Origin of the sequence: Roseovarius dicentrarchi, assembly GCF_003316635.1 — a bacterium.
GTDB classification, from domain to species: Bacteria; Pseudomonadota; Alphaproteobacteria; order Rhodobacterales; family Rhodobacteraceae; genus Roseovarius; species Roseovarius dicentrarchi.
Window position 1 is genome coordinate 1 of sequence record NZ_QNQP01000034.1, and the last position, 19,211, is coordinate 19,211.

Sequence of the window (19,211 nt, forward strand, 5' to 3'; positions counted from 1 at the left end):
TATTTTCTCGCACTTTCTCTTCTTATGGCGTCTTAGTTGCCACCAAAATATCACATTAAATCAATAACCTGCCGCGTTTCCGCGACAGGCTTCGTTGTGGCTGTGTCCCACGGGGCGGAATGCGTCAGCATCTCTGCCGGGCCTTTCGCGTCAAGCGTTTGATTTCGCTTACAGATCCAAGTAAAGCTCGCGCGCTTCCTGGAACTTGCTGTCGATGCGCTCGGTCCGGACGCGGGTGATTTTCAGCGAGTCGACAAAGCTTTCCGCCGTCTTTTTCACCAGCGGGTCGTCGCTGCCCAAGAGGCCGTCCAGCACTTCCTTGGATGCTTTGGCGCCCGCTTCCATGATGTCGGCGGGGAAGTCGCGCACCTGCACGCCGTGATCCTCGACCAGCGTCTTCAGCGCGCGGGGATCGTTGGCGATGAAATCGGCGGAAACCTGATCGTATTCGGCCTGAGATATGTCGCGGATGATTGCCTGCAAATCCTCCGGCAGCTCCTGATACTTGGCCTTGTCGACGACCAGCTCGGTCGCCAGCCCCGGCTCAACAAAGCTGGGCATGTAGTAGTTTTTGGCGACCTGATGGAAACCCAGCGCCAGATCGTTGTAGGGGCCGACAAATTCGGCGGCGTCCAGCGTGCCCGATTGCAGCGCCTGGAAAATCTCGCCCGCCGCCATGTTGGTGACGGTCGCGCCCAGTTTCTCCCAGACCTGACCGCCCAGACCGGGCGTGCGGAAGCGCAGGCCCTTGACCGACTCGAGGCTGGTCAGCTCGTCGCGGAACCAGCCGCCGGTCTGGTTGCCGGTGTTGCCCGACAGGAAACCCTGCACGCCGAACTGGTCGTAAATCTCGTCCCAGATTTCCTGACCGCCCATGAAACGCACCCAGGCCGTCAGCTCGCCCGTGGTCATGCCGTAGGGAACGCCGGTGAAGAACGACAGCGCGGGGGATTTGTTCTGCCAGTAATAGGCGGCGCCGTGGCTCATCTCGGCGGTGCCGTCGATCACGGCGTCAAGGCTTTGCAGGGGCGGCACCAGCTCGCCCGCGGAATAGACCTGCACGGTCAGGCGCCCGCCCGATGCGGCGGTGATCCGGTCGGCCAGACGCTGCGCGCCGACGCCCAGACCGGGGAAGTTTTTCGGCCAGGTGGTGACCATGCGCCAGGTGATATTGCCCTGTGCGATGGCCGGCGCGGCCAGTGCGGTGGCCGCTGTGCCGATGGCGCCTGCGCGGATGAATGAACGACGGTCCAAGATGATACCTCCCTTTTGGACGAATTATATGCGCCGGAGTTAACCAGCCAAGGCGCCGTTTGTCCATTGCAAGATGGGTGGCGCTACCCCTCGGGATCGTCCAGCGCGGCAAAAAACGCGGTGACAGCCGCCTGCAGGCGCTGCTGCTCGATCGCGGAAAAATCGCGCTCGCAGCTTAGCTCCACCCGCCCGCTGCGCGCGGCGCAGCGGACTGTCCCCGCGGGGACAGTGCAGCGGAAGGTGGTTTTTGCGGCATCGGGCGTGCCGGGTTTGGCCGGTTTCGGCGGCTTGGCGTCGGCCTGCGCGCGCAGGATTTCCAGCTCGGCCTCCGCGCTGCCCGGAAAGCCGGCGGCCAGCGCGGATTTGATCCGCGCCGCCGCGCCCGGCTCGTTCGAGATGCGCTTTTCCAGCGCCAGACCCAAGGCGCGCGGGATCGCCTCGGGGAATTTCAGGCGCGCGCCGATGGCCTCCAGCATGGTGGCGAAGTGGCGGATATAGACCCGCTTTTGCCGCGCGGCAGAGGCATAAAGGACGGCGACCGCCTGCTCCACATCCTGCGCGTCGGTCGCGTCATCCTCGGCATAGCGCAGCGCCAGCGCCGCCATTTCGGCAAAGGAAATGTCGCGCCGCACCAGGTTTTCATCGACCATCCGGCGATACAGCCCCGCGACCGTCTCGCCCTGCGCCATGATGCCGGCGGGGATGCGGGCGTATCTGTCGTCGCCGGTTTCCTCGTACAATTCGCGGTAGGCGGTCAGGCGGCGATAGCCCTGCACCAGTTGCCAGCCATCGCCATCGGCCTCGACCCGGATCGGGTTTGACAGGCCGATGGCGGTGATTGACGCCTTCAATTCGTCCAGATCCGGATCGCGCGTGGCGCTGCGGTCGCGCGCCAGTTTGGTGGTGGACACCGCGCCGTTGTCGATCAGATCGACGATCAGCCCCTGCGCCTTCAGCCGCACCAACTCATGCGCGAGGCGGTCGTTTTCCTCGCGGATCGCCTCCTCCGCCGCCTGCCTGCTGCGCAGCGCCTCGGCGTTTTCGGCAATGGCCGACGCCATCGGCCCGCGCCGCGCGGGCGCGTCCGGGGGTGTCCCCGCGGGGACATCCTCGCCCGGAAAGTCGATGTCGAAACCCTTTCGCTTGCTCATTGCCCGTCCTCCAGATTGTCCCAGGCGGCCAGCGCGTGGGTCTTGAATTCGTCATATGCCTGATCGAATGAGGCCCGCGCGCGGCGCCACGTCTCGCGCGTCATGTCGCGGTAATCCGTCTCGTAGATCGAGGACAGGAACCGCCCGGACTGCTCGACCGCGCGGGTCATTTCGATCGGATGCTCGGCCAGTCTGTCGCCAAAGACCTTGCCAAACGCCGAACGCATCGCGCGGTGCAGCTCATTGCCCGGCTCGTAGCGGGTCAGAAGGAAGCGCACGTCCTGAAACACCTTGGGCAGTTTCATTGTCCCCGTGGGGACAGCGCCGCTGAAGGCCGACAGATCCTCCAGCGCCTCGGCCAGCTGGCCGACGAAAGAGGTGGTCGAATCGTATTCCCAGTAGCCGGGACCGGAGGGGATATAGAGCATGTCAGCAGCAAAGACCGCGTTCATGGATTGGTAGCCGATGGCCGGCGGGCAGTCGAACAGGATCAGGTCATAGGCATCATCGGGCAGCGCATCGAGATAGCGGCTGACGGCGGCAAAGAACGACCATTCGGGATTGAGGTGGCGATACTGCGCGCTGGCAAACTCGACAAAGGCGGCGTTGGCGCAGCTGGGGATCAGGTCGATGGTGGGCCAGCAGGTCGGCTTGATGAAGTCCGACACGCGCAGCCCGTCCAGCCCCAGATCGGTGATGCTGCTGGGCAGGGTGCGGCGGGGCAGGGCGGCGCCCGATTCGGCGCCGCGCGCGCTGGCGTTCATGCGGTTCGTCTCGTGGATCAGGTCGCGCGCCATGATGCCCCAGACGGTGTAATCCTCGGCCACGTCCGTGAGGCCCATCGAGTGACTAAGCGTGGCCTGAGGGTCGAAATCGACACACAGAACGCGGTAGCCGTCGAGGGCGGCGGCATGGGCGAAATGCAGCGCCACGGTGGACTTGCCGGCGCCGCCCTTGAAATTGGCGATGGCGGCGCGCAGGGCGCGTTTGCCGGCCGGGCGCGCGGGCATCAGCGAGCGGCGGTTAACCTTGATCCGGCGGCGCATCTCGTTGATTTCCTCCAGCGTGTACCAGCGCTGGCGGCCATCCTCCTCGACCAGGCCCTGGGGCAGGGACGGATCGGTGGCAAGCCGGCCGCGCAGCGTGGACTGGTTGACGCGAAAGATCAGCTCGGCCACCTCCCAGCTGGAAAAGCGGCGCAGCGCCTTGTCGGCGCCGGGCGAAAACGTCTGCTGGCGGATCCAGCCCTGCATTTTCAGCGATTGCGCCTGAAGCTGGGCAAGGTCTTCGTGGGTGAACATCGGCTCTCCTTTGGCGGTGTCCCCGCGGGGACAGGCGGAACGGGACGCAAATTAACTGCTGTTTCCGGATTACGCGGGATTTGCAAAAAAGGCAAAAGGGATTATCGTGATTCAGGCAATTTGGCAAAACCCATGAAACAAGGGCGATCCCGCGCCAGACCGATTCGCACGGCGGCCCTGATCCCCGCCTGCGGCCCGGCCCGAAGCCGCTGCATATTGGGGGACAGATCGGCGCCCGCCCCAACAGATTGGGGGACATTTTGCGCGCAATAGGGGACACACTGGCTGTCCCCCTCTACCAATGATACCTGTTTTTTACCTTTTGGGTTTTGAAGAAAACAGCGGGCAAAGCATCCTGTCCTTGACAGAATCGCAAATTGGGACGCTAATCAGCGAAGATGGTTGAAGAACGCTGCGTTTACCGGTTATCAACCTTTCTGACACGACATGGGCCACCAGAATGCCCGGCGTATCGAGGCATGAGGCGATTCCGGCAGACCGCCGGGATCAGGCGGTGAGGGCAAGATGCAGGTGAAAAAACCAGTCGGGCAAATGGCCTCGGCGCGCAAATATGATTTGCTGACGGCGATGGGGGCGTTCGCGCTGTCGCGCGGCAAGGGCGAGCAGCGGATGACGCTGCGGCTGATGACGCTGGTGACGGCGCGCTACAACTGGGCGCGTGATGAGCTGGCCGTGGGCCAGCGCGAGATTGCGCGGCTGTGGTCGGTGGATGAACGCACCGTGAAACGCGAGATGGCCCGCCTGCGTGCCTGCGGCTGGCTGCGCGTCACCCGGCAGGGCGCGCGGGGGCGGGTGACGCAATACAGTCTCGATATCGGGCGGATTCTGGAGGATACGCAGGAGCAATGGGCGGCCATTGGTCCCGATTTTGTGCACCGTCTGTCGCCCCAAGAGGCGGCGCCGGGCAATGTGGTGGCGATGCCGCTGCGCAAGGGCGCGGCGGTGCCGGCCCCCGATCTGAGCGGCGGCACCGAATGGGCGCTGGCCAAGGGTCTGTTGCACGCGGAAGACCCGGCCAATTACCAGACGTGGTTTGCCGGGCTGGTGCGGCTGCGGCGCGACGGCGCGCGGCTGGTGCTGGCGGCGCCCAGCCGGTTTCACGCCAGCTATGTGCAGACCCATCTGGCCGCGCGCCTGCTGGGCGCCTGCCGGTCGGTTGACAGCGGCGTTGCCGAGGTTGTGGTGACGGCGTAAACAGGCCCTAACGCGGGGGTCAGAGCCTGTTTTCTGGCCTTAGCCGAAATGCAGCGTCTTGACCTCCTGATAATCCTCAAGGCCCATCAGCCCGCCTTCGCGGCCATTGCCCGACTGCTTGTAGCCGCCGAAGGGCGAGCCGTAGTTGAAGCCGCCGCCGTTGATATGCACCGCGCCTGCGCGGATCCGGGCGGCCACGCGTTCGGCGCGTTCGGCGTCGCCGGTTTGCAGGTAGGCGGCAAGGCCGTAGGGCGTGTCATTGGCGATGCGGATGCCCTCGTCTTCGTCCCCGAAGGGGATGATGACCAGAACTGGGCCGAAAATCTCCTCCTGCGCGATGCGCATGTCGTTGCTGACATCGGAGAAGATGGTGGGGCGGCAGAACCAGCCGCTGTTGCGCCCCTCGGGCCTGCCGGGGCCGCCGGCCAGGAGGGTGGCGCCCTCGTCCATGCCCACCTCGATCATCGCCTGCACACGCTCGTATTGGATCTGGTCGAAGAGGGGGCCGATATGGTCGCCCTCGGCCGTGGGATCGCCGACCTCGATCGCCTTGGCGGTCTTGCGCGCGATATCGCACACCGTGTCATAGCAGGACCGCTCGACGATCAGGCGGGTGGGGGCGTCGCAGGATTGGCCGGTGTTGTACATGCATTCCTGAACCGAGGCGGCGACGCGCGGCTCCAGATCCGCATCGGCAAAGACGAGGTTGGGGGATTTTCCGCCCAGCTCCAGCGTGACGCGCTTGATGGTTTCGGCCGCGTCGCGGGTGATGGAGCGGCCCGCGCGGGTCGATCCGGTGAATGACATCATGTCGATGTCGGGGTGCTGCGACATGGCGCGGCCCACCGTCTCGCCATCGCCATGCACGAGGTTGAACACCCCGGCGGGGAAGCCGGCGGCGTCGATGATCTCGGCATAGATCATGGCGGAAATCGGCGTATGCTCGGACGGTTTCAGCACGCAGGTGCAGCCCGTCGCCAGCGCCGGGATCACCTTCAGCGCGATCTGGTTGATCGGCCAGTTCCACGGGGTGATCAGGCCGCAGACCCCAATCGGCTCGCGCACGAGGATGTCGCCATTGTCCAGCGTCTCGCGCAGCGCCTGCTTTTTCATGGCGTCGATGAAGCCTTGCAGGTGGCCGGTGGCGGCATCGGCCTGCGCCTCGCGCGACATGGTGATGGGCGCGCCCATCTCAAGGCTGATGGCCTGTGCCAGATCCTCGAACCGGTCCTTGGTGACCTCCATCAGACGCTCCAGCAGGGCAAGGCGGTCGTCCGCGCTGGTCTGGCTGTAGGTGGCAAAGGCGGCCTTGGCGGCGGCGACGGCGGCATCGACATCGGCGGCGTTGCCAAGGATGATCTCGCCGACCGGCGCTTCGGTGGCGGGGTTCAGGACAGGGAATGTGCGGTCTGACTGGGGCGCGGTCCATGCGCCGTTGATATAGAATTTACCAAGGTTTTTCATGACGTTCTCCTGTGATGGGTGGCCTTTTCAGGCGCCCGGCTGGCGGAGATCGCCTGATGGGACGGGCGCCGGACCCCGGCAGGGTCCGGCGCGGAGGCTTAGCGGACGACCAGAACCGGGATCGGGCTGTGGCTGACCACCTCGGATGTCTGGCTGCCCAAGAGCAGGCGGCTGATGCCGCGGCGCCCGTGCGAGGCCATGACGATCAGATCGCAGGTCATGGTGGCGGCGGCGTCGATGATCGCATCGGCGGCCGAGGCGTTGGTGGCGCGGTAGGCGTCAACCTCGATGCCCATATCCTTGGCGGCGGCCTTGGCCTTGGCGATCACGTCCTCGACGAAATCCTTCTGGCCCTTGGCCCAGGAATCAACGGTTGCCGCGCTTTGCAGCGGGTAGGGCTGGCTGACAACGGCGATGGTGACCTGCGCGCCCAGCTCCTTGGCCAGGCCCAGACCTTGCTGCACGCCCTTCATCGACAGCTCGGAGCCGTCATGGGGGATAAGGATGTGTTTATACATATGCGTTTTCCTATCGTTATCAGGGATATGGGGCCGTACCGCCTAGGGCCGGGCGCGGGCCATGGCGGGGCGTTTGCCCGGCCTTGGCGGCGGGGCGCCCGGTGTTTCGGGGCCGACCAGATGCACGGGAACGGGCGCGCCTGCCGATACGCGGTAAGGTTCCTGGCTCCACATGGTGGCGCGCAGAAACCATGGTTTGCGGGCATCGGCGCCCATGATGATGGTGTCGCAGCCGCGCTGCGCCACCTGTTTTCTGATGCTTTTGGACGGGTGGCGGGTGGTCACGATATGGCCATCCGCCTCGATCCCGGCCTGCTCCAGACGGTCCAGCGCGGAATACATGATGTCCTTCTGGACCTGCATTTCCGCCTTGCTGGGGCGCAGGCCGGGGTTGGGCAGGCCAAAACTGGTGCCCCAAAGGCGGGCGACGGTCAGAACCGTCACCGTGCCGCCCGGATCCAGCATGTCAGTTGCCAGGGCAATGACAGCGTCGCTGATGGGCCGCCCTTCGGAGGCGATCAGAATGTTGCGTGCGGGGCCATTGCCGCCCTGCGGCGCGCGTCTGAACAGTTTTGCGATCATCCTGCCCGCTCCCTTATTCCGCAGCTACGGCTGTCGTGCCGTCGCGGCGATCCTCGTACTGGCGATACCAGTAGAGCGGCAGATACATGAAGATAGCTGCAACCCCGAGGAAGTAATACGTCGCCTGTCCACCAATATACGAATATATGATGCCGCCGACCAGCCATACAAAGAAGTAAAGCGCAGCCAGTGCCAGGGCGATATATTTGAAGTATTCCGGCAGCTTGAACGGACGCGGCAGGTTTGGCCGGTCATTGCGCAGCATGTAATACGCAATCAGCACCGGCACGAAGGAGCCGAGGTAGCCGACGTTCGAGAACGAATAGATCTCGATCGCGCCGCCCATGAAGGCGATGGCAAGGCTGGCAACCACGTTCGTCGCCATGGCCAGATCCGGCACATGGTGGCTGTTCAGATGCTGGTAGAATTTCGGGAATTGCCCGTCCAGCGACATCTGGTACAGCGACCGCGAGCAGCCCATCAGCGAATTGAGCGCCGACAGCACCAGCGCGATGATCAGCATGATCGCCATCATCCATTCCATCAGCTTGCCGCCGATACCGGGGAAAATGCTGCTGGCAAAGGTCACGAACATGGTTTTCGGATCGACCAGCTCGGGATCGGACAGGGCTTGGGCGCCCAGCACCACCACGAAGGAAATCGGCAGCATGGTATAGACGAACACGCCGTAGCCGCCTTCCAGTGTCATGGCGATTTTTGCATCGCGGCCGGGGTTCTGGCATTCACCGATATAGCAGGCCGCCGCCTCATACGCGATCACGGTCCACAGCAGCGGAAAGGCATAGGCCACGTACATCACCCACGCCGGATAGCCGTCTATGGGCGACCAGAAGCTGCTGCCGTCCAGCTGCGGGAATCCTGCAATCTCGCTCCAGTCGGCGGCGCCGAGGTTGAAGATGAAGCCGATCGACAGGAAGGTCAGCGGGATCATCGACAGAACCGCCAGGATCGTCGCCATCGAGGTGCCGAACCGGATGCCCATATAGGCCGGGATCGACAGCAGCAGCAGGCCGACGGCGGTGATCGCCAGCGTCCAGTAGGGGATGAACGTGCTGATCGGCGTGATGCCGGCGGTCGCGTCCAGTCCGAACAGGTGGGTGATGTAGAACGACGCCAGAATCATGTTCAGCGGCGCCACCGGCATCCAGCCGACCCAATACATCCAGGCCGTGATGCCGTTGATATGCGGGGCCAGCCGCGGAAAGCGGTTCTTGTAGGCCGGATAGGCGTAGGAGGGCGATCCGCCCGTGCGGCCCGGCATCATCGCCGAAAGTTCCGCCAGCAGCAGGCACAGCAGAACGCCGGTAAGTGTGAAGAAGGTGATGAACGGGATATAGGACGCCCCGAACACGGTCAGGAACGCAGGCGCGGCCCCGGTAACAAGGATCGTTCCGGCCAGGCCGATAACGAACGCGCCCCACCAGTTTGTGCCCGATTGCAGGTTGCCCTGCTCGTATTCAAGCGTGTCGTTTAAATCATGCGCGCTCATTTATTCATTCTCCGCTGGGATAGACGTGTCGCCGTATGGCGCCATGCGCAAATGCGGGTGCGCCGGGCTCGGTGCTGGCCGCCGCTGCGGAAAACGGTGTGTGTTGAGTCATTTGTCCCTCCCTTATTGCTTTTGTCAGAATATATATTAGATAGCCCTTCGCAGGGGTGCCCGCCCCGATTGAAACGCATGGATATGCCGATGCCCGATCCGGTTTTGTTCCGGGTTCGGCGACCGCGTTTTCCCATCAGGAATATATTCTAAAAGGCAGGAAACCATTGCCCGGCGCAACCTGTCAAGTCTTTTGCTGTGTCAGGATGTGCCGCGCGGCCGGGGGGCGTGCGCCGGAAAGACCCCGTTTCACGGCGCTACATGGGGCGCCGAAGCCCGGCGCAAATCCCGCGGCGCGGCCTTGGTTTGTGGGCCTGGTTCATGGGCCTAGTGTATGGGTATGACGGTGGGGTCCGATTGCATCGCCTTTTCGATCTCCTGATCGAAAAACGTCAGAAACGCGCGCGCGGCCACCGAAAGCGGCGCCTCGGGCGACGAGATGATGCCGATCCCGAAGGGAATCGTCGCCTCCAGCGGGCGCACGACGATATTGCCCGACGCATAGTGGCGCGCGGTGAAGGGATCGACGATTGCCACGCCGCAGCCTTCGCTGACCAGCGCGCAGGCGGCGATGGACTGATGCACGCGGATGCGCAAATTCGGCTCCAGCGCGTCATATAATGCGGCGCCCGAGGGGTGGCGCGACAGGAATTCCCGTTGCAGGGCGATCACGGTCTGATCCATCAGCTGCGCGTTGGAAATCACCTTTTGCCGGGCCAGCGGGTGATCGCGCGGCAGCGCGCAGACGCAGCGGAACTGCCATTGCCGCTCGATCCGCACGGCGCTGGTGGTGGCGACCGGATCGACGATGCCCAGATCGGCAAAGCGCGAGCCGATCAGATCGACGATCTGGCGCGACTGCGTCGACAGGCTGGAGACATGCATTTGCGGATGCGCCTGGTTAAAGCGCCGGATCACCGCCGGCGTGACCGCGACCGACAGCGCCACAAACGCGCCCAGCCGCAGCTGCCCCACCGCCAGCGTGCGGATATCGGCGGCGGTATGGGCCAGCCGCTGCATGGTGTAGAAGAATTTCTGGATCTCGTCATAGAACAGCATCGCCTCGGGCGTGGGCAGCAGCCGGCCCTTCTGGCGCTGGAACAGGGCAAAGCCGATGGTGTGCTCAAGGCTGCTGATCAGCCGGCTGACGCTGGGCTGCGAGATGTTCATCGCCGTAGCCGCCCCCGTCACCGAGGCCGCCTCGATCACCGCCTTGAAGGCTTCGATCTGGCGCGGGCTGATGGCGTCGCTGCTGGAGGGGCTTTGCATGATCCGCAACCCATAGCATGAATGAATAGGGTACGCAAATATTACTCTTTGACTATATGGGAGGCGCTTTGAATACTGAACGGCGAAGATCCATCAATAACGGGAGGAACCATCCATGATGACGCCAAAGCTGGGAAATCGCCTGCGCGTATTCTGTGCCGGGCTGATGATATCGGGCGCCACGATCGCGGGCATCGCGCCCGCGCAGGCCGAGGAGCTGACCGTTTACGGCGCCAAGGCCAAGGACCATTTCGCCGAACTGATCGCCGCCTTTCAGGCCAAGGAGCCGGATCTTAAGATCAATCAGCTGCTGGATTCCAACGGCCCGATCATCGCCCGCCTTCTGGCCGAGGAGGCCAACCCCCGCGCCGACATCATCCTGGGCGCCGCCGTGCCCGGCCTTGTGATGCTGGAGGAACGCGGCATGCTGGAGCCCTACGCCCCCGAGGGTCTGGACCAGATCAAGGACCGCTTCCGCGACCGGCGCAGCGATCCGCCCCACTGGGTCGGCACCGATGCCTGGGCGTCGGCCGTGTGCTTCAACACCGCCGAGGGCGAACGCTTGGGCGTGCCCGCGCCGCAAAGCTGGCAGGACCTGACCAAACCCGAATACAAGGGCATGATCACCATGCCCAACCCCAACTCATCGGCCACCGGCCTGCTGGCCATCGTCGGCTGGACCGAAATCTTCGGCGAGGAGGGCGCGTGGGAATATATGGACGCGCTGCACGAAAACGTGTCGCAATATGTCCATTCCGGGTCGAAACCCTGCCGCATGGCGGCGGCGGGCGAGGCGGTGATCGGCATTTCCTACCCCGCACCGGGCGTCAAGGCGATCAATAACGGCGTGCCGCTGAGCGTGATCATCCCCGAGGAGGGTGTCGGCTCCGAGGTCGAGGGCGTGGCGATCCTGAAGGGCGCGCGCAACCCCGACGCCGCCCGCAGGCTGGCAGATTTCGCCGCCAGTCAGGAAGGCCACGAGATCCACAACAAGTATTACGCGCTGGTCGGCCGCAAGGGCGTGTCGAACCCCGTCCCGAACTATCCCGAGGGCGAGGAAGAGGCGCTGGTCGATGTGGATTTCTACTGGGTCGCCGAAAACCGCGACCGCATCCTTGCCGAATGGCAGGAACGGTACGGCCGCAAGGACGAGCCGAAGTAAGACGCAAAACGCACGCGGTCCGGCTGTTGCCGGGCCGCCCCTTCCAAGGAATGTGAAAGGCTGACGGCACATGGTCACCCCGGCAAATACGATGGATGCGCCAGCGCGCAAGATACGCGTCTCCACCAGTGGTGAGGATCTGCTGCTGCGGCTGTGCCTGATCGCGCTGGGGGTGTTTCTGGTGGTCGGGCTGCTGCTGCCGATCTACACGCTTTTGTCCAAGGGCGTGCAGGATGCGGATGGCAATTTCGTCGGCCTGCAGAATTTCGTGACCTAATTCAACGAACCGCGCGTGTCGGTCGTTTTCTTCAACAGCCTGCGCATTTCGGTGATCTCGACGGCGATCACGCTGTTGATTGCCGGCGTCTATGCCTTTGCGCTGACCCATTCGCGGATGCCGGGGCGCGGGTTTTTCCGCGCCGTCGCGCTGATGCCGCTGCTGACGCCGTCGCTGCTGCCGGGGATCGCGCTGATCTACCTGTTCGGCACGCAGGGCTTTTTCCGCGAGGCGCTGTTTGGCCACAGCCTGTATGGCCCGATTGGCATCGTCATGGGCGAGGTGTTCTTTACCTTCCCCATCGCGCTGATGATCGTGCTGACCTCATTGATGACCATCGACCGCAGGCTTTACGAGGCGGCCAAGACATTGCGCGCCGGACGGGTGCGCACGTTTTTCACCGTCACGCTGCATGCCATGCGGTTCGGCCTCAGCGCGGCGTTCTTTGCCGTCTTTACCAAGGTGTTCACCGATTTCGGCGTGCCGATCACGGTGGGCGGGTCGTATCCGGTGCTGGCCACGGACCTTTATCAAAAGGTGATCGGCGGGTTTGATTTCCAGATGGGCGCGGTTGTCGGCATCTTGCTGTTCATTCCCGCCGCGATTGCGTTTCTGATCGGGCATCTGCTGCAACGCGGGCATAGCGCGGGTATCGACGGCAGCGCGGTGATCTACATCCCCGAGAAAAGCCGCGGGCGCGACATCGCCTGTTTTGTCTTCTGCGCTGCCGTCGCGGCGGCGATCCTGGGCATCCTGCTGATGGCGGTGCTGGGATCGCTGTTCAAGCTGTGGCCCTATAACCTGAGCCTGTCACTGGCCAGCTACAACTTCACCGCGCATGAATCCAGCGGCTGGAGCGCCTATGGCAACAGCCTGAAACTGGCCGGCGGCACCGCCGTGTTCGGCACCGCGCTGATCTTCTTCGGGGCCTACCTGCTGGAGCGGATGCCGGGCGCGGCGTGGATGCGGGCGGTGATCGGGTTTTTGTGCATGGTGCCGCTGGCGATGCCGGGGATGGTGCTGGGCCTGTCCTACATCTTTTTCTTCAATAACCCGTCCAATCCGCTGGGCGGCATCTATGGCACGATGACGATCCTGATCCTCAGCACCGTTGTACATCTGTATACGGTGCCGCACCTGACGGCGCTGACATCGCTCAAACAGCTCGATCCGGGGCTGGAGGCGGTCGGATCATCGCTGAAAGTGTCGCGCTTTGTCACCTTTGGCCGCGTCATCCTGCCGGTCAGCCTGCCCACGATCCTGCGCATCGCCAGCTATCTGTTCATGAACTCGATGACGACGATCTCGGCGCTGGTGTTCCTTTATTCGGCCAATACCAAGGTCGCCACGATCAGCGTGCTGCTGCTGAACGACAACGCCATGCTTGGCCCGGCGGCGGCGATGAGCGTGCTGATCGTGGCCACCTCGGCGGCGGTGGTCAGCCTGCAATGGCTGCTGATGCAGGGCCTTTTGCGCCGCACCAATGCATGGCGCGGCAAGGAAGCGTGACGCCGGCCCCGATACATACCCCCGCCATGCGCGGCAGGACTTCAAGAACAAGGAATACAAAATGACCGTTTCGACAGGTGCGCAGACAGCCCAGGAATTCGTCGATTTCTCGCACGAACTGGCCGATGCCAGCCGGGCGCTGATCCGCAGCCGGTTCCGCAAGCAGATCGACGTGGAGATGAAGCCAGACGACACCCCCGTGACGCCCACCGATCTGGAGGTGGAAACGCTGATCCGCGACATGATCGCAGACCGCTACCCCAGCCACGGCGTGATCGGAGAGGAGCATCCCGACAGCGCCGCCGGGGCCGAATGTGTCTGGGTGATCGACCCGATCGACGGCACGCGGTCCTTCATCGCCGGGCGCCCGGTGTTCGGCACGCTGATCGCGCTGGCGATCGGCGAGGTGCCGGTTCTGGGCGTGGTGGATATTCCGATCACGCAGGAACGCTGGGTCGGGGCCACGGGCCACGCCACCCGCCTGAACGGCGAGGTGGCGCGCACCCGCCAATGCGCCGCCATGTCCGACGCGATCCTGCTGGCGACCTCGCCCGAATATCTGGGCGAGGATGCGGCCCAGCCCTTCGCGCGCATCGCGGGCGAATCGCGGTTCAACATCTATGACGCGGGCACCCAAGGCTATGGGCTGGTTGCCAGCGGCCATGCCGACATCATGATCGCGGCGCGCTATGGCATCGTCGATTACCTCGCGGCCGTGCCGGTGATCGAGGGCGCGGGCGGCGCGGTGCGCGCATGGGACGGCAGCCGATTGGGCCTACATTCGGGCGACCGCATCGTTGCGGTCGGTGATGCCGCGCGCCTGCCCGAGGCGCTGGCGCTTCTGGCGCAAAATGACGCGGAGGGGTGATGCCATGCAAGACCTGAGCGACACCGCACAGACCGCGCCGATGCCCGCGTTGCAAATCTCCGGCCTGTCCAAATCCTTTGGCACCTTCACCGCGCTCAAGGGGATTGATCTGGCCATCGAGAAGGGCGAATTCGTCTGCTTTCTGGGGCCGTCGGGCTGCGGCAAGACAACGCTGCTGCGCGCGATTGCCGGGCTGGATGTGCAGGATTACGGCACGATCCTGCAAAACGGCCGGGATATTTCCGGCCTGCCGGTGCATGGCCGCGATTTCGGCATCGTGTTCCAGTCCTACGCGCTGTTTCCCAACCTGTCGGTCGCGCGCAATGTCGGCTTTGGCCTGCGCGGCTCGGACCTGGGCCGGCAGCAGCGCAAGGCGCGCGTGGCCGAATTGCTGAGCATGGTCGGGCTGGACGGGCAGGCCGAGAAATACCCGGCGCAGCTGTCGGGCGGCCAGCAGCAGCGCGTGGCGCTGGCGCGCGCGCTGGCGCCCTCGCCGGGGCTGCTGCTGCTGGACGAGCCGCTGAGCGCGCTGGACGCACAGGTGCGCCTGCATCTGCGCGACCAGCTGCGCCAGCTTCAGCGCGAGCTGGGCGTGACGACGATCATGGTCACCCACGATCAGGACGAGGCGCTGTCGATCGCCGACCGGATCGTGGTCATGCGCCAGGGCCAGATCGAGCAGATCGGCACCCCCGAAGAGGTGTTTCGCCACCCCGCCACCGCCTTTGTCGCCGGGTTTCTGGGCGACATGAATTTCATCCCCGCCAGGGTGCAATCGGCCGGCACGGTCGCCGTGGGCGACACGGTGTTCGAGGTGCCGGACACCGCCCCGCACGCGCCCGGCGACGCGGTCAGCCTGTGCATCCGCCCGGCCGATATCATGGTTGGCGATTTCGGCGACGACACGCCCAACCGGCTTGGGGCGACGGTGCGCACCGTGTCCTTCCGGGGCAATTTTCACCAGCTGTCGGTGCGCTGCCCGGACCTGGCCGAGCCGCTGGACATCGAGCTGCGCCATCAGGGCGAGGCCCGGCGCCGGATGACCGAAGGCACGGCGCTGGACATCGCCCTGCCGCCCCGCAAGCTGGTCCTGTTCCCGGCGGGCGGCTAAGCGCGCTCTGCCGCCGTGCCGATCTGCGCCCGTATCCAGCTGGCAAAGGCGCGCGAGGCGGGCGTCTGGTCGGCCTTGGCGGGCGGGATCAGGTAGTATCCTTCGGACAGCGGCGGCGCGTGGTCAAACGGGCGCACCAGCCGGCCATCCGCGATCATGCCGGCCACCAGCGTGTCATGCACCATGGCCATTCCGGCCCCCTCCAGCGCCACGTTGACGGCAATGCCGAAGGTCGAGCCGCGATTGACCTCGGCCCAGCGGCCAAAGGGGCGCGCCTGGGATTTGAACCACGCGTCCCACGTGCCGGTATGGCCGGAACATTCAAACAAGGTCGCCGTCTCCGCGTCGAACGCGCCGCCCTGATAATCGGGCCGGCAGACCGGATAAAACCGGTCCTGCGTCAGACGCTCGGCCCCGTGGGGCGCGTCGGCATCATCGGCAAAGCGGATTTCCAGCGACGAGGTTTCGGTGTTGCGCTCAGGGTCCCAGATGGGGGTGACGATGTTCAGCGCAATGCCCGGATGCGCCGCCTGAAAATGCCGCAGGCGCGGCGTCAGCCAGAACAGCGCAAAGCCAAGGTTGCACTGCACGATCAGCGATCTTCTGTTGCCGTCGCCAAATACCGACCGCGTGCCCTGGGTCAGCGTGTCGAACGCCGCGCGCACGGTGGGCAGGTAATTGGCCCCCGCTTCGGTCAGCGACAGCGCGCGGGTGCGGCGGATGAACAGATCGCGGCCCAGAAACAGCTCCAGATTGCGGACATGCTGGCTGATCGCCGATTGGGTCAGGTCCAGCTCCTGCGCGGCCAGCGTAAAGGACAGATGCCGCGCGCTGGCCTCGAAGGCGCGCAACCATGTCAGATGGGGCAGGGTGTTGGCGGTCATCACGGCTCGGCATGGATTAGAAACACTGATGGCATGACGTAAAATCTATCGTTTGTAAACGCTTGCCCGCTTTGGCATCTGGCGCCCAGCAACCGAGGGAGCCACCAGATGAGCCAACCGACCCCAGCCGCCACCGCCAATATCGCGCATTGGCCCGAGCGCGCCGATCTGGCCGCCGCCTTTCGCTGGACCGCGCGCCTGAACATGCACGAGGCGGTGGCGAACCATTTCAGCCTTGCCGTCAACGACGATGGCACGCAGTTCCTGATGAACCCCGACCAGGTGCATTTCAGCCGCATCAAGGCCTCCGATCTGCTGCTGCTGGACGCCAACGATCCGCAGGTGATGGACCAGCCCGGCGCGCCCGATCCGACCGCCTGGGGCCTGCACGGGTCGGTGCATCGCCACGTGCCGCACGCGCGCTGCGTGATGCATGCCCATTCGATCCACGCGACCGTTCTGGCCAGCCTTGCCGACAGCCGCCTGCCCCCCATCGACCAGAATACAGCCACCTTCCATGGCCGCCACGCGGTGGACGACCATTTCGGCGGGCTGGCCTTCGAGGAGGAAGGCACGCGCTGCGCCGGGCTGCTGTCGGACCCGAAAATCAAGGTGCTGGTGATGGGCAATCACGGCGTTCTGGTGATCGGCGACGGCGTCGCCGACTGCTTCAACCGGCTCTATTATTTCGAGCGCGCCGCCGAGACGTATATCCGCGCCCTGCAAACCGGCCAGCCCCTGCGCGTGCTGAGCGACGAGATCGCCGAGAAAACCGCGCAGGAGCTGGAGGATTACCCCGGCCAGGCCGCCGCGCATCTAAGTGAAATCAAGGCGATACTGGACAGCGAAGGCGCTGACTACGCCACCTGACCACCCCCCCCCTGAAAAGGAGTAACAACATGACCCAACCTCTGCGCCTGTCCGACAAGGGCCTGTTCGTGCCGCTGCGCGATGGCGAGACGTATTTCAACTATCACTGGCTGCGCGATGCCTGCCCCAGCACGATTGATCCGCAAACGCGCGAGCGTGTCTTTGACATCTCGTCGCTGGAGGCCGGCCCGCAGGCCCGCGCCGCGCAGATCGACGGCGACACGCTGGTCATCGACTGGGCCACCGAGGCGCATCAGACCCGTCTGCCGCTGGAGCAGCTACAGGCGTTTGCCGATAACGGCCGCAAGCCCGACCCCGCCGATCTGCCGCGCAACCTGTGGTATTCGGACGGCTATGACAGCTTCCGCCGGGTGCGGCAGGCCGATGCGGTGAACACCGACGAAGGCCGCGCCGCGCTGGCGCGCGCGCTGGTCGAGGATGGTGTCGCGCTGGTCACTGACATGGAAAACAGCGATGACAGCCTGACGCGGCTGGTCAACTGCCTTGGCCCCGTGACCCCTTCGGCCGAGGGCGATCATTTCGAGGTGCGGCTGGAAATCGCGCCGACCAACCTGGCCTTTACCGCCGGCCCGCTGGAGATGCACACCGACCTGCCGGGCGAGGAAATGGCGCCGGGCGTGCAATTCCTGCATTGCCGCGAAAACACCGTCGAGGGCGGGCGCAGCCTGTTTCTGGACGGTGCGGCGGTGGCCAAGGCCCTGCGCGAGGAAGACCCGGAGGCGTTCGATCTGCTGGCCAGCCACGACATCCCGTTCTTCTATCGCCATGACGGCTGGGATTACCGCGCCCATCAGCGCGTGATCGAGCTGGACGCGCGCGGCAACGTGGCGGGCGTGACCCTGTCGCAGCATTTGCAGGACGATATCGACCTGCCGCAGGATCTGCTGGACGACTATTACCCGGCGCTGTGCAAGTTCATCCGCATGATGCAGCAGGACCGCTTCCTGTGCCGGTTCCGCCTGAATGCGGGCGAGTGCATCGTGTTCGACAACCACCGCATCGTACATGGCCGCGAGGCGTTCTCCGCCGAAAGCGGCGCGCGCCACCTGCGCGGCTGCTACACCGACCGCGGCGCCACGTGGAGCACCTATCGCACCCTCGCCGCCAAGGGGGTCACCGGGGTGCAAACCGCACAGTCCAAGGCGGCCTGAGCGGCCCGCCTGATCCGCGAAATGGGGGCTGTCGCCATGACGCCTCCGGCCCTGTGGTGCGCAGGGCCGGAGGCCAGCGGCGGGAGGTATACCGATTTTGAACGATAGAATGCTTGGTTCAAATCCAAAAATGCGTAACATGAATGTCAGGACTGTCCGCGCCACGCGTGCACGCCAGCCAAGGACATAGACAAATGATCACGATCCGATCCCGGCCCAGACCGCACAGCGCGCCGCCGCCGCGCGGGCCGGTCTGCGCCGGGTGGGGGCGGGCCATGTCGCAGGCCGGACCGGCGCCGCCCGCCCCGATCGCGTCCGCATGTCGGCTGCATGTCCTTCAGACATTCACAGCAATCGGATTTTGATCATGCGTTTTCACCTGACCGCCGCCGCCCTTTTTGCCTGCCTTGCCGGGATGGGCGCCGCGGCGCAGGAGCGGGCGCTGCCGCTGCCGTCGTCCTTGCCGCTGCTGGACTATCAGGCGCAGCTGTATCCCTTTGTGGCGCAGCGCCGGTTTGCCGATCTGGGATGGATCCGGGACAAGCGGTGGCGCGATACCGGGCCGTTTGTCATGGGCACCTCCTACGGCATCCACCCCGCGGTGCGGATCTATTACGGCCCGCAGGTGATCGACTGGCTGGAGGGCGGCAGGCAGGGCGATATCCCCGACGGCGCGATGGTGGTCAAGGAAATGGCCACACCCCCCGCCGCCCGCTACACCACCTACCGCGACACGCTGGAATATCTGCACCCCGATGACCCGGCAGAGGTCGAGGCGCAGATGATCGACTTCCTCCACCGGACCGGCGGACTGAACTGGACCGTCATGGTCAAGGACAGCGCGCTGTCCTACGGCGGCTGGTTCTTTGCCTCGGTGGATGCGGCGGGGCAGGTGGATGATTTCGCGGCGCCCTATGCGCCCGCCTCGGGGCAGGCCGCCGATGGCCTGTGCATGCGCTGCCATGCCTCGGCGGCGGAGGAGC

18 protein-coding genes are annotated in these 19,211 nt (G+C 64.8%); 9 read left to right on the forward strand and 9 right to left on the reverse strand.

Annotated elements, in window-relative coordinates; genetic code table 11:
* Positions 1–168: 168 nt before the first annotated feature.
* The 3 genes from DQ230_RS15735 to DQ230_RS15745 form a co-directional block, all read right to left on the reverse strand.
* On the reverse strand, positions 169–1,254 hold the full coding sequence (locus DQ230_RS15735; protein ID WP_113913550.1) for a TRAP transporter substrate-binding protein: 1,086 nt from the start codon (positions 1,252–1,254) through the stop codon (positions 169–171).
* 83 nt (positions 1,255–1,337) lie between these two features.
* The gene (locus DQ230_RS15740; RefSeq protein ID WP_113913551.1) at positions 1,338–2,405 is read right to left on the reverse strand and encodes a ParB N-terminal domain-containing protein; all 1,068 of its coding nucleotides are present in this window, start codon (positions 2,403–2,405) and stop codon (positions 1,338–1,340) included.
* Positions 2,402–3,706 (reverse strand): AAA family ATPase, encoded by a 1,305-nt coding sequence (locus tag DQ230_RS15745; protein WP_113913552.1) that lies wholly within the window; start codon positions 3,704–3,706, stop codon positions 2,402–2,404. Before DQ230_RS15745 ends, DQ230_RS15740 begins: the two co-directional genes overlap by 4 nt.
* Positions 3,707–4,231: 525 nt before the next feature.
* Here DQ230_RS15745 and DQ230_RS15750 point away from each other — a divergent pair.
* Complete coding sequence (locus DQ230_RS15750) at positions 4,232–4,921, forward strand: DnaA N-terminal domain-containing protein (RefSeq protein ID WP_113913553.1); 690 nt, start codon at positions 4,232–4,234, stop codon at positions 4,919–4,921.
* Between the two features lie 39 nt (positions 4,922–4,960).
* On the opposite strand, the gene DQ230_RS15755 is transcribed toward DQ230_RS15750, so the two are convergent.
* From DQ230_RS15755 to DQ230_RS15775, 5 genes are all read right to left on the reverse strand, one after another.
* Positions 4,961–6,385, reverse strand: a complete 1,425-nt coding sequence (locus tag DQ230_RS15755) for an aldehyde dehydrogenase family protein (protein ID WP_113913554.1) — start codon at positions 6,383–6,385, stop codon at positions 4,961–4,963.
* Positions 6,386–6,483: 98 nt separating this feature from the next.
* The gene (locus tag DQ230_RS15760) at positions 6,484–6,903 is read right to left on the reverse strand and encodes a universal stress protein (protein ID WP_113913555.1); all 420 of its coding nucleotides are present in this window, start codon (positions 6,901–6,903) and stop codon (positions 6,484–6,486) included.
* A 42-nt stretch (positions 6,904–6,945) separates the two neighbouring features.
* Positions 6,946–7,485 (reverse strand): universal stress protein, encoded by a 540-nt coding sequence (locus tag DQ230_RS15765; protein ID WP_113913556.1) that lies wholly within the window; start codon positions 7,483–7,485, stop codon positions 6,946–6,948.
* 13 nt (positions 7,486–7,498) lie between these two features.
* Positions 7,499–8,995 carry an APC family permease gene (locus DQ230_RS15770; RefSeq protein WP_113913557.1) on the reverse strand — a complete coding sequence of 499 codons (1,497 nt, stop codon included), beginning with the start codon at positions 8,993–8,995 and terminating at the stop codon, positions 7,499–7,501.
* Positions 8,996–9,433: 438 nt separating this feature from the next.
* Positions 9,434–10,375 carry a LysR substrate-binding domain-containing protein gene (locus DQ230_RS15775; RefSeq protein ID WP_113913558.1) on the reverse strand — a complete coding sequence of 314 codons (942 nt, stop codon included), beginning with the start codon at positions 10,373–10,375 and terminating at the stop codon, positions 9,434–9,436.
* A 115-nt stretch (positions 10,376–10,490) separates the two neighbouring features.
* On the opposite strand from DQ230_RS15775, the gene DQ230_RS15780 reads away from it, so the two are divergent.
* From DQ230_RS15780 to DQ230_RS15795, 5 genes are all read left to right on the forward strand, one after another.
* Positions 10,491–11,537, forward strand: coding sequence for an extracellular solute-binding protein (locus tag DQ230_RS15780; protein WP_113913559.1), 1,047 nt, complete (start codon positions 10,491–10,493; stop codon positions 11,535–11,537).
* Between the two features lie 70 nt (positions 11,538–11,607).
* Positions 11,608–11,814, forward strand: a complete 207-nt coding sequence (locus DQ230_RS17290; RefSeq protein ID WP_203228103.1) for a hypothetical protein — start codon at positions 11,608–11,610, stop codon at positions 11,812–11,814.
* A gap of 15 nt (positions 11,815–11,829) precedes the next feature.
* Positions 11,830–13,323 carry a putative 2-aminoethylphosphonate ABC transporter permease subunit gene (locus DQ230_RS15785; RefSeq protein ID WP_203228104.1) on the forward strand — a complete coding sequence of 498 codons (1,494 nt, stop codon included), beginning with the start codon at positions 11,830–11,832 and terminating at the stop codon, positions 13,321–13,323.
* Positions 13,324–13,384: 61 nt separating this feature from the next.
* Positions 13,385–14,191, forward strand: coding sequence for an inositol monophosphatase family protein (locus tag DQ230_RS15790; protein WP_162497477.1), 807 nt, complete (start codon positions 13,385–13,387; stop codon positions 14,189–14,191).
* Between the two features lie 4 nt (positions 14,192–14,195).
* Positions 14,196–15,302 (forward strand): putative 2-aminoethylphosphonate ABC transporter ATP-binding protein, encoded by a 1,107-nt coding sequence (locus DQ230_RS15795; RefSeq protein ID WP_113913561.1) that lies wholly within the window; start codon positions 14,196–14,198, stop codon positions 15,300–15,302.
* On the opposite strand, the gene DQ230_RS15800 is transcribed toward DQ230_RS15795, so the two are convergent.
* Positions 15,299–16,186 (reverse strand): LysR family transcriptional regulator, encoded by an 888-nt coding sequence (locus DQ230_RS15800; RefSeq protein WP_113913562.1) that lies wholly within the window; start codon positions 16,184–16,186, stop codon positions 15,299–15,301. The two genes, DQ230_RS15795 and DQ230_RS15800, sit on opposite strands and share 4 nt — an antisense overlap.
* 108 nt (positions 16,187–16,294) lie before the next feature.
* Between DQ230_RS15800 and DQ230_RS15805 the strand changes: the two genes are divergently transcribed.
* From DQ230_RS15805 to DQ230_RS15815, 3 genes are all read left to right on the forward strand, one after another.
* Positions 16,295–17,056, forward strand: coding sequence for a class II aldolase and adducin N-terminal domain-containing protein (locus tag DQ230_RS15805; RefSeq protein ID WP_113913563.1), 762 nt, complete (start codon positions 16,295–16,297; stop codon positions 17,054–17,056).
* A 29-nt stretch (positions 17,057–17,085) separates the two neighbouring features.
* A complete protein-coding gene (locus DQ230_RS15810) occupies positions 17,086–18,228 on the forward strand; it encodes a TauD/TfdA family dioxygenase (RefSeq protein ID WP_113913564.1) in 1,143 nt (380 codons plus the stop codon).
* A gap of 367 nt (positions 18,229–18,595) precedes the next feature.
* A partial coding sequence (locus DQ230_RS15815) for a cytochrome P460 family protein (protein ID WP_162497478.1) occupies positions 18,596–19,211 on the forward strand: 616 nt, incomplete at its 3' end.

What these genes read in the sequence shown, in the direction of transcription:
- DQ230_RS15745 (WP_113913552.1), bottom strand. Translation starts at nt 3,706, where the DNA reads ATGTTCACCCACGAAGACCTTGCCCAGCTTCAGGCGCAATCGCTGAAA.
- DQ230_RS15765 (WP_113913556.1), bottom strand. Translation starts at nt 7,485, where the DNA reads ATGATCGCAAAACTGTTCAGACGCGCGCCGCAGGGCGGCAATGGCCCC.
- DQ230_RS15750 (WP_113913553.1), top strand. Translation starts at nt 4,232, where the DNA reads ATGCAGGTGAAAAAACCAGTCGGGCAAATGGCCTCGGCGCGCAAATAT.
- DQ230_RS15770 (WP_113913557.1), bottom strand. Translation starts at nt 8,995, where the DNA reads ATGAGCGCGCATGATTTAAACGACACGCTTGAATACGAGCAGGGCAAC.
- DQ230_RS15790 (WP_162497477.1), top strand. Translation starts at nt 13,385, where the DNA reads ATGACCGTTTCGACAGGTGCGCAGACAGCCCAGGAATTCGTCGATTTC.
- DQ230_RS15810 (WP_113913564.1), top strand. Translation starts at nt 17,086, where the DNA reads ATGACCCAACCTCTGCGCCTGTCCGACAAGGGCCTGTTCGTGCCGCTG.
- DQ230_RS15740 (WP_113913551.1), bottom strand. Translation starts at nt 2,405, where the DNA reads ATGAGCAAGCGAAAGGGTTTCGACATCGACTTTCCGGGCGAGGATGTC.
- DQ230_RS15775 (WP_113913558.1), bottom strand. Translation starts at nt 10,375, where the DNA reads ATGCAAAGCCCCTCCAGCAGCGACGCCATCAGCCCGCGCCAGATCGAA.
- DQ230_RS17290 (WP_203228103.1), top strand. Translation starts at nt 11,608, where the DNA reads ATGGTCACCCCGGCAAATACGATGGATGCGCCAGCGCGCAAGATACGC.
- DQ230_RS15780 (WP_113913559.1), top strand. Translation starts at nt 10,491, where the DNA reads ATGATGACGCCAAAGCTGGGAAATCGCCTGCGCGTATTCTGTGCCGGG.
- DQ230_RS15805 (WP_113913563.1), top strand. Translation starts at nt 16,295, where the DNA reads ATGAGCCAACCGACCCCAGCCGCCACCGCCAATATCGCGCATTGGCCC.
- DQ230_RS15800 (WP_113913562.1), bottom strand. Translation starts at nt 16,186, where the DNA reads ATGACCGCCAACACCCTGCCCCATCTGACATGGTTGCGCGCCTTCGAG.
- DQ230_RS15760 (WP_113913555.1), bottom strand. Translation starts at nt 6,903, where the DNA reads ATGTATAAACACATCCTTATCCCCCATGACGGCTCCGAGCTGTCGATG.
- DQ230_RS15795 (WP_113913561.1), top strand. Translation starts at nt 14,196, where the DNA reads ATGCAAGACCTGAGCGACACCGCACAGACCGCGCCGATGCCCGCGTTG.
- DQ230_RS15755 (WP_113913554.1), bottom strand. Translation starts at nt 6,385, where the DNA reads ATGAAAAACCTTGGTAAATTCTATATCAACGGCGCATGGACCGCGCCC.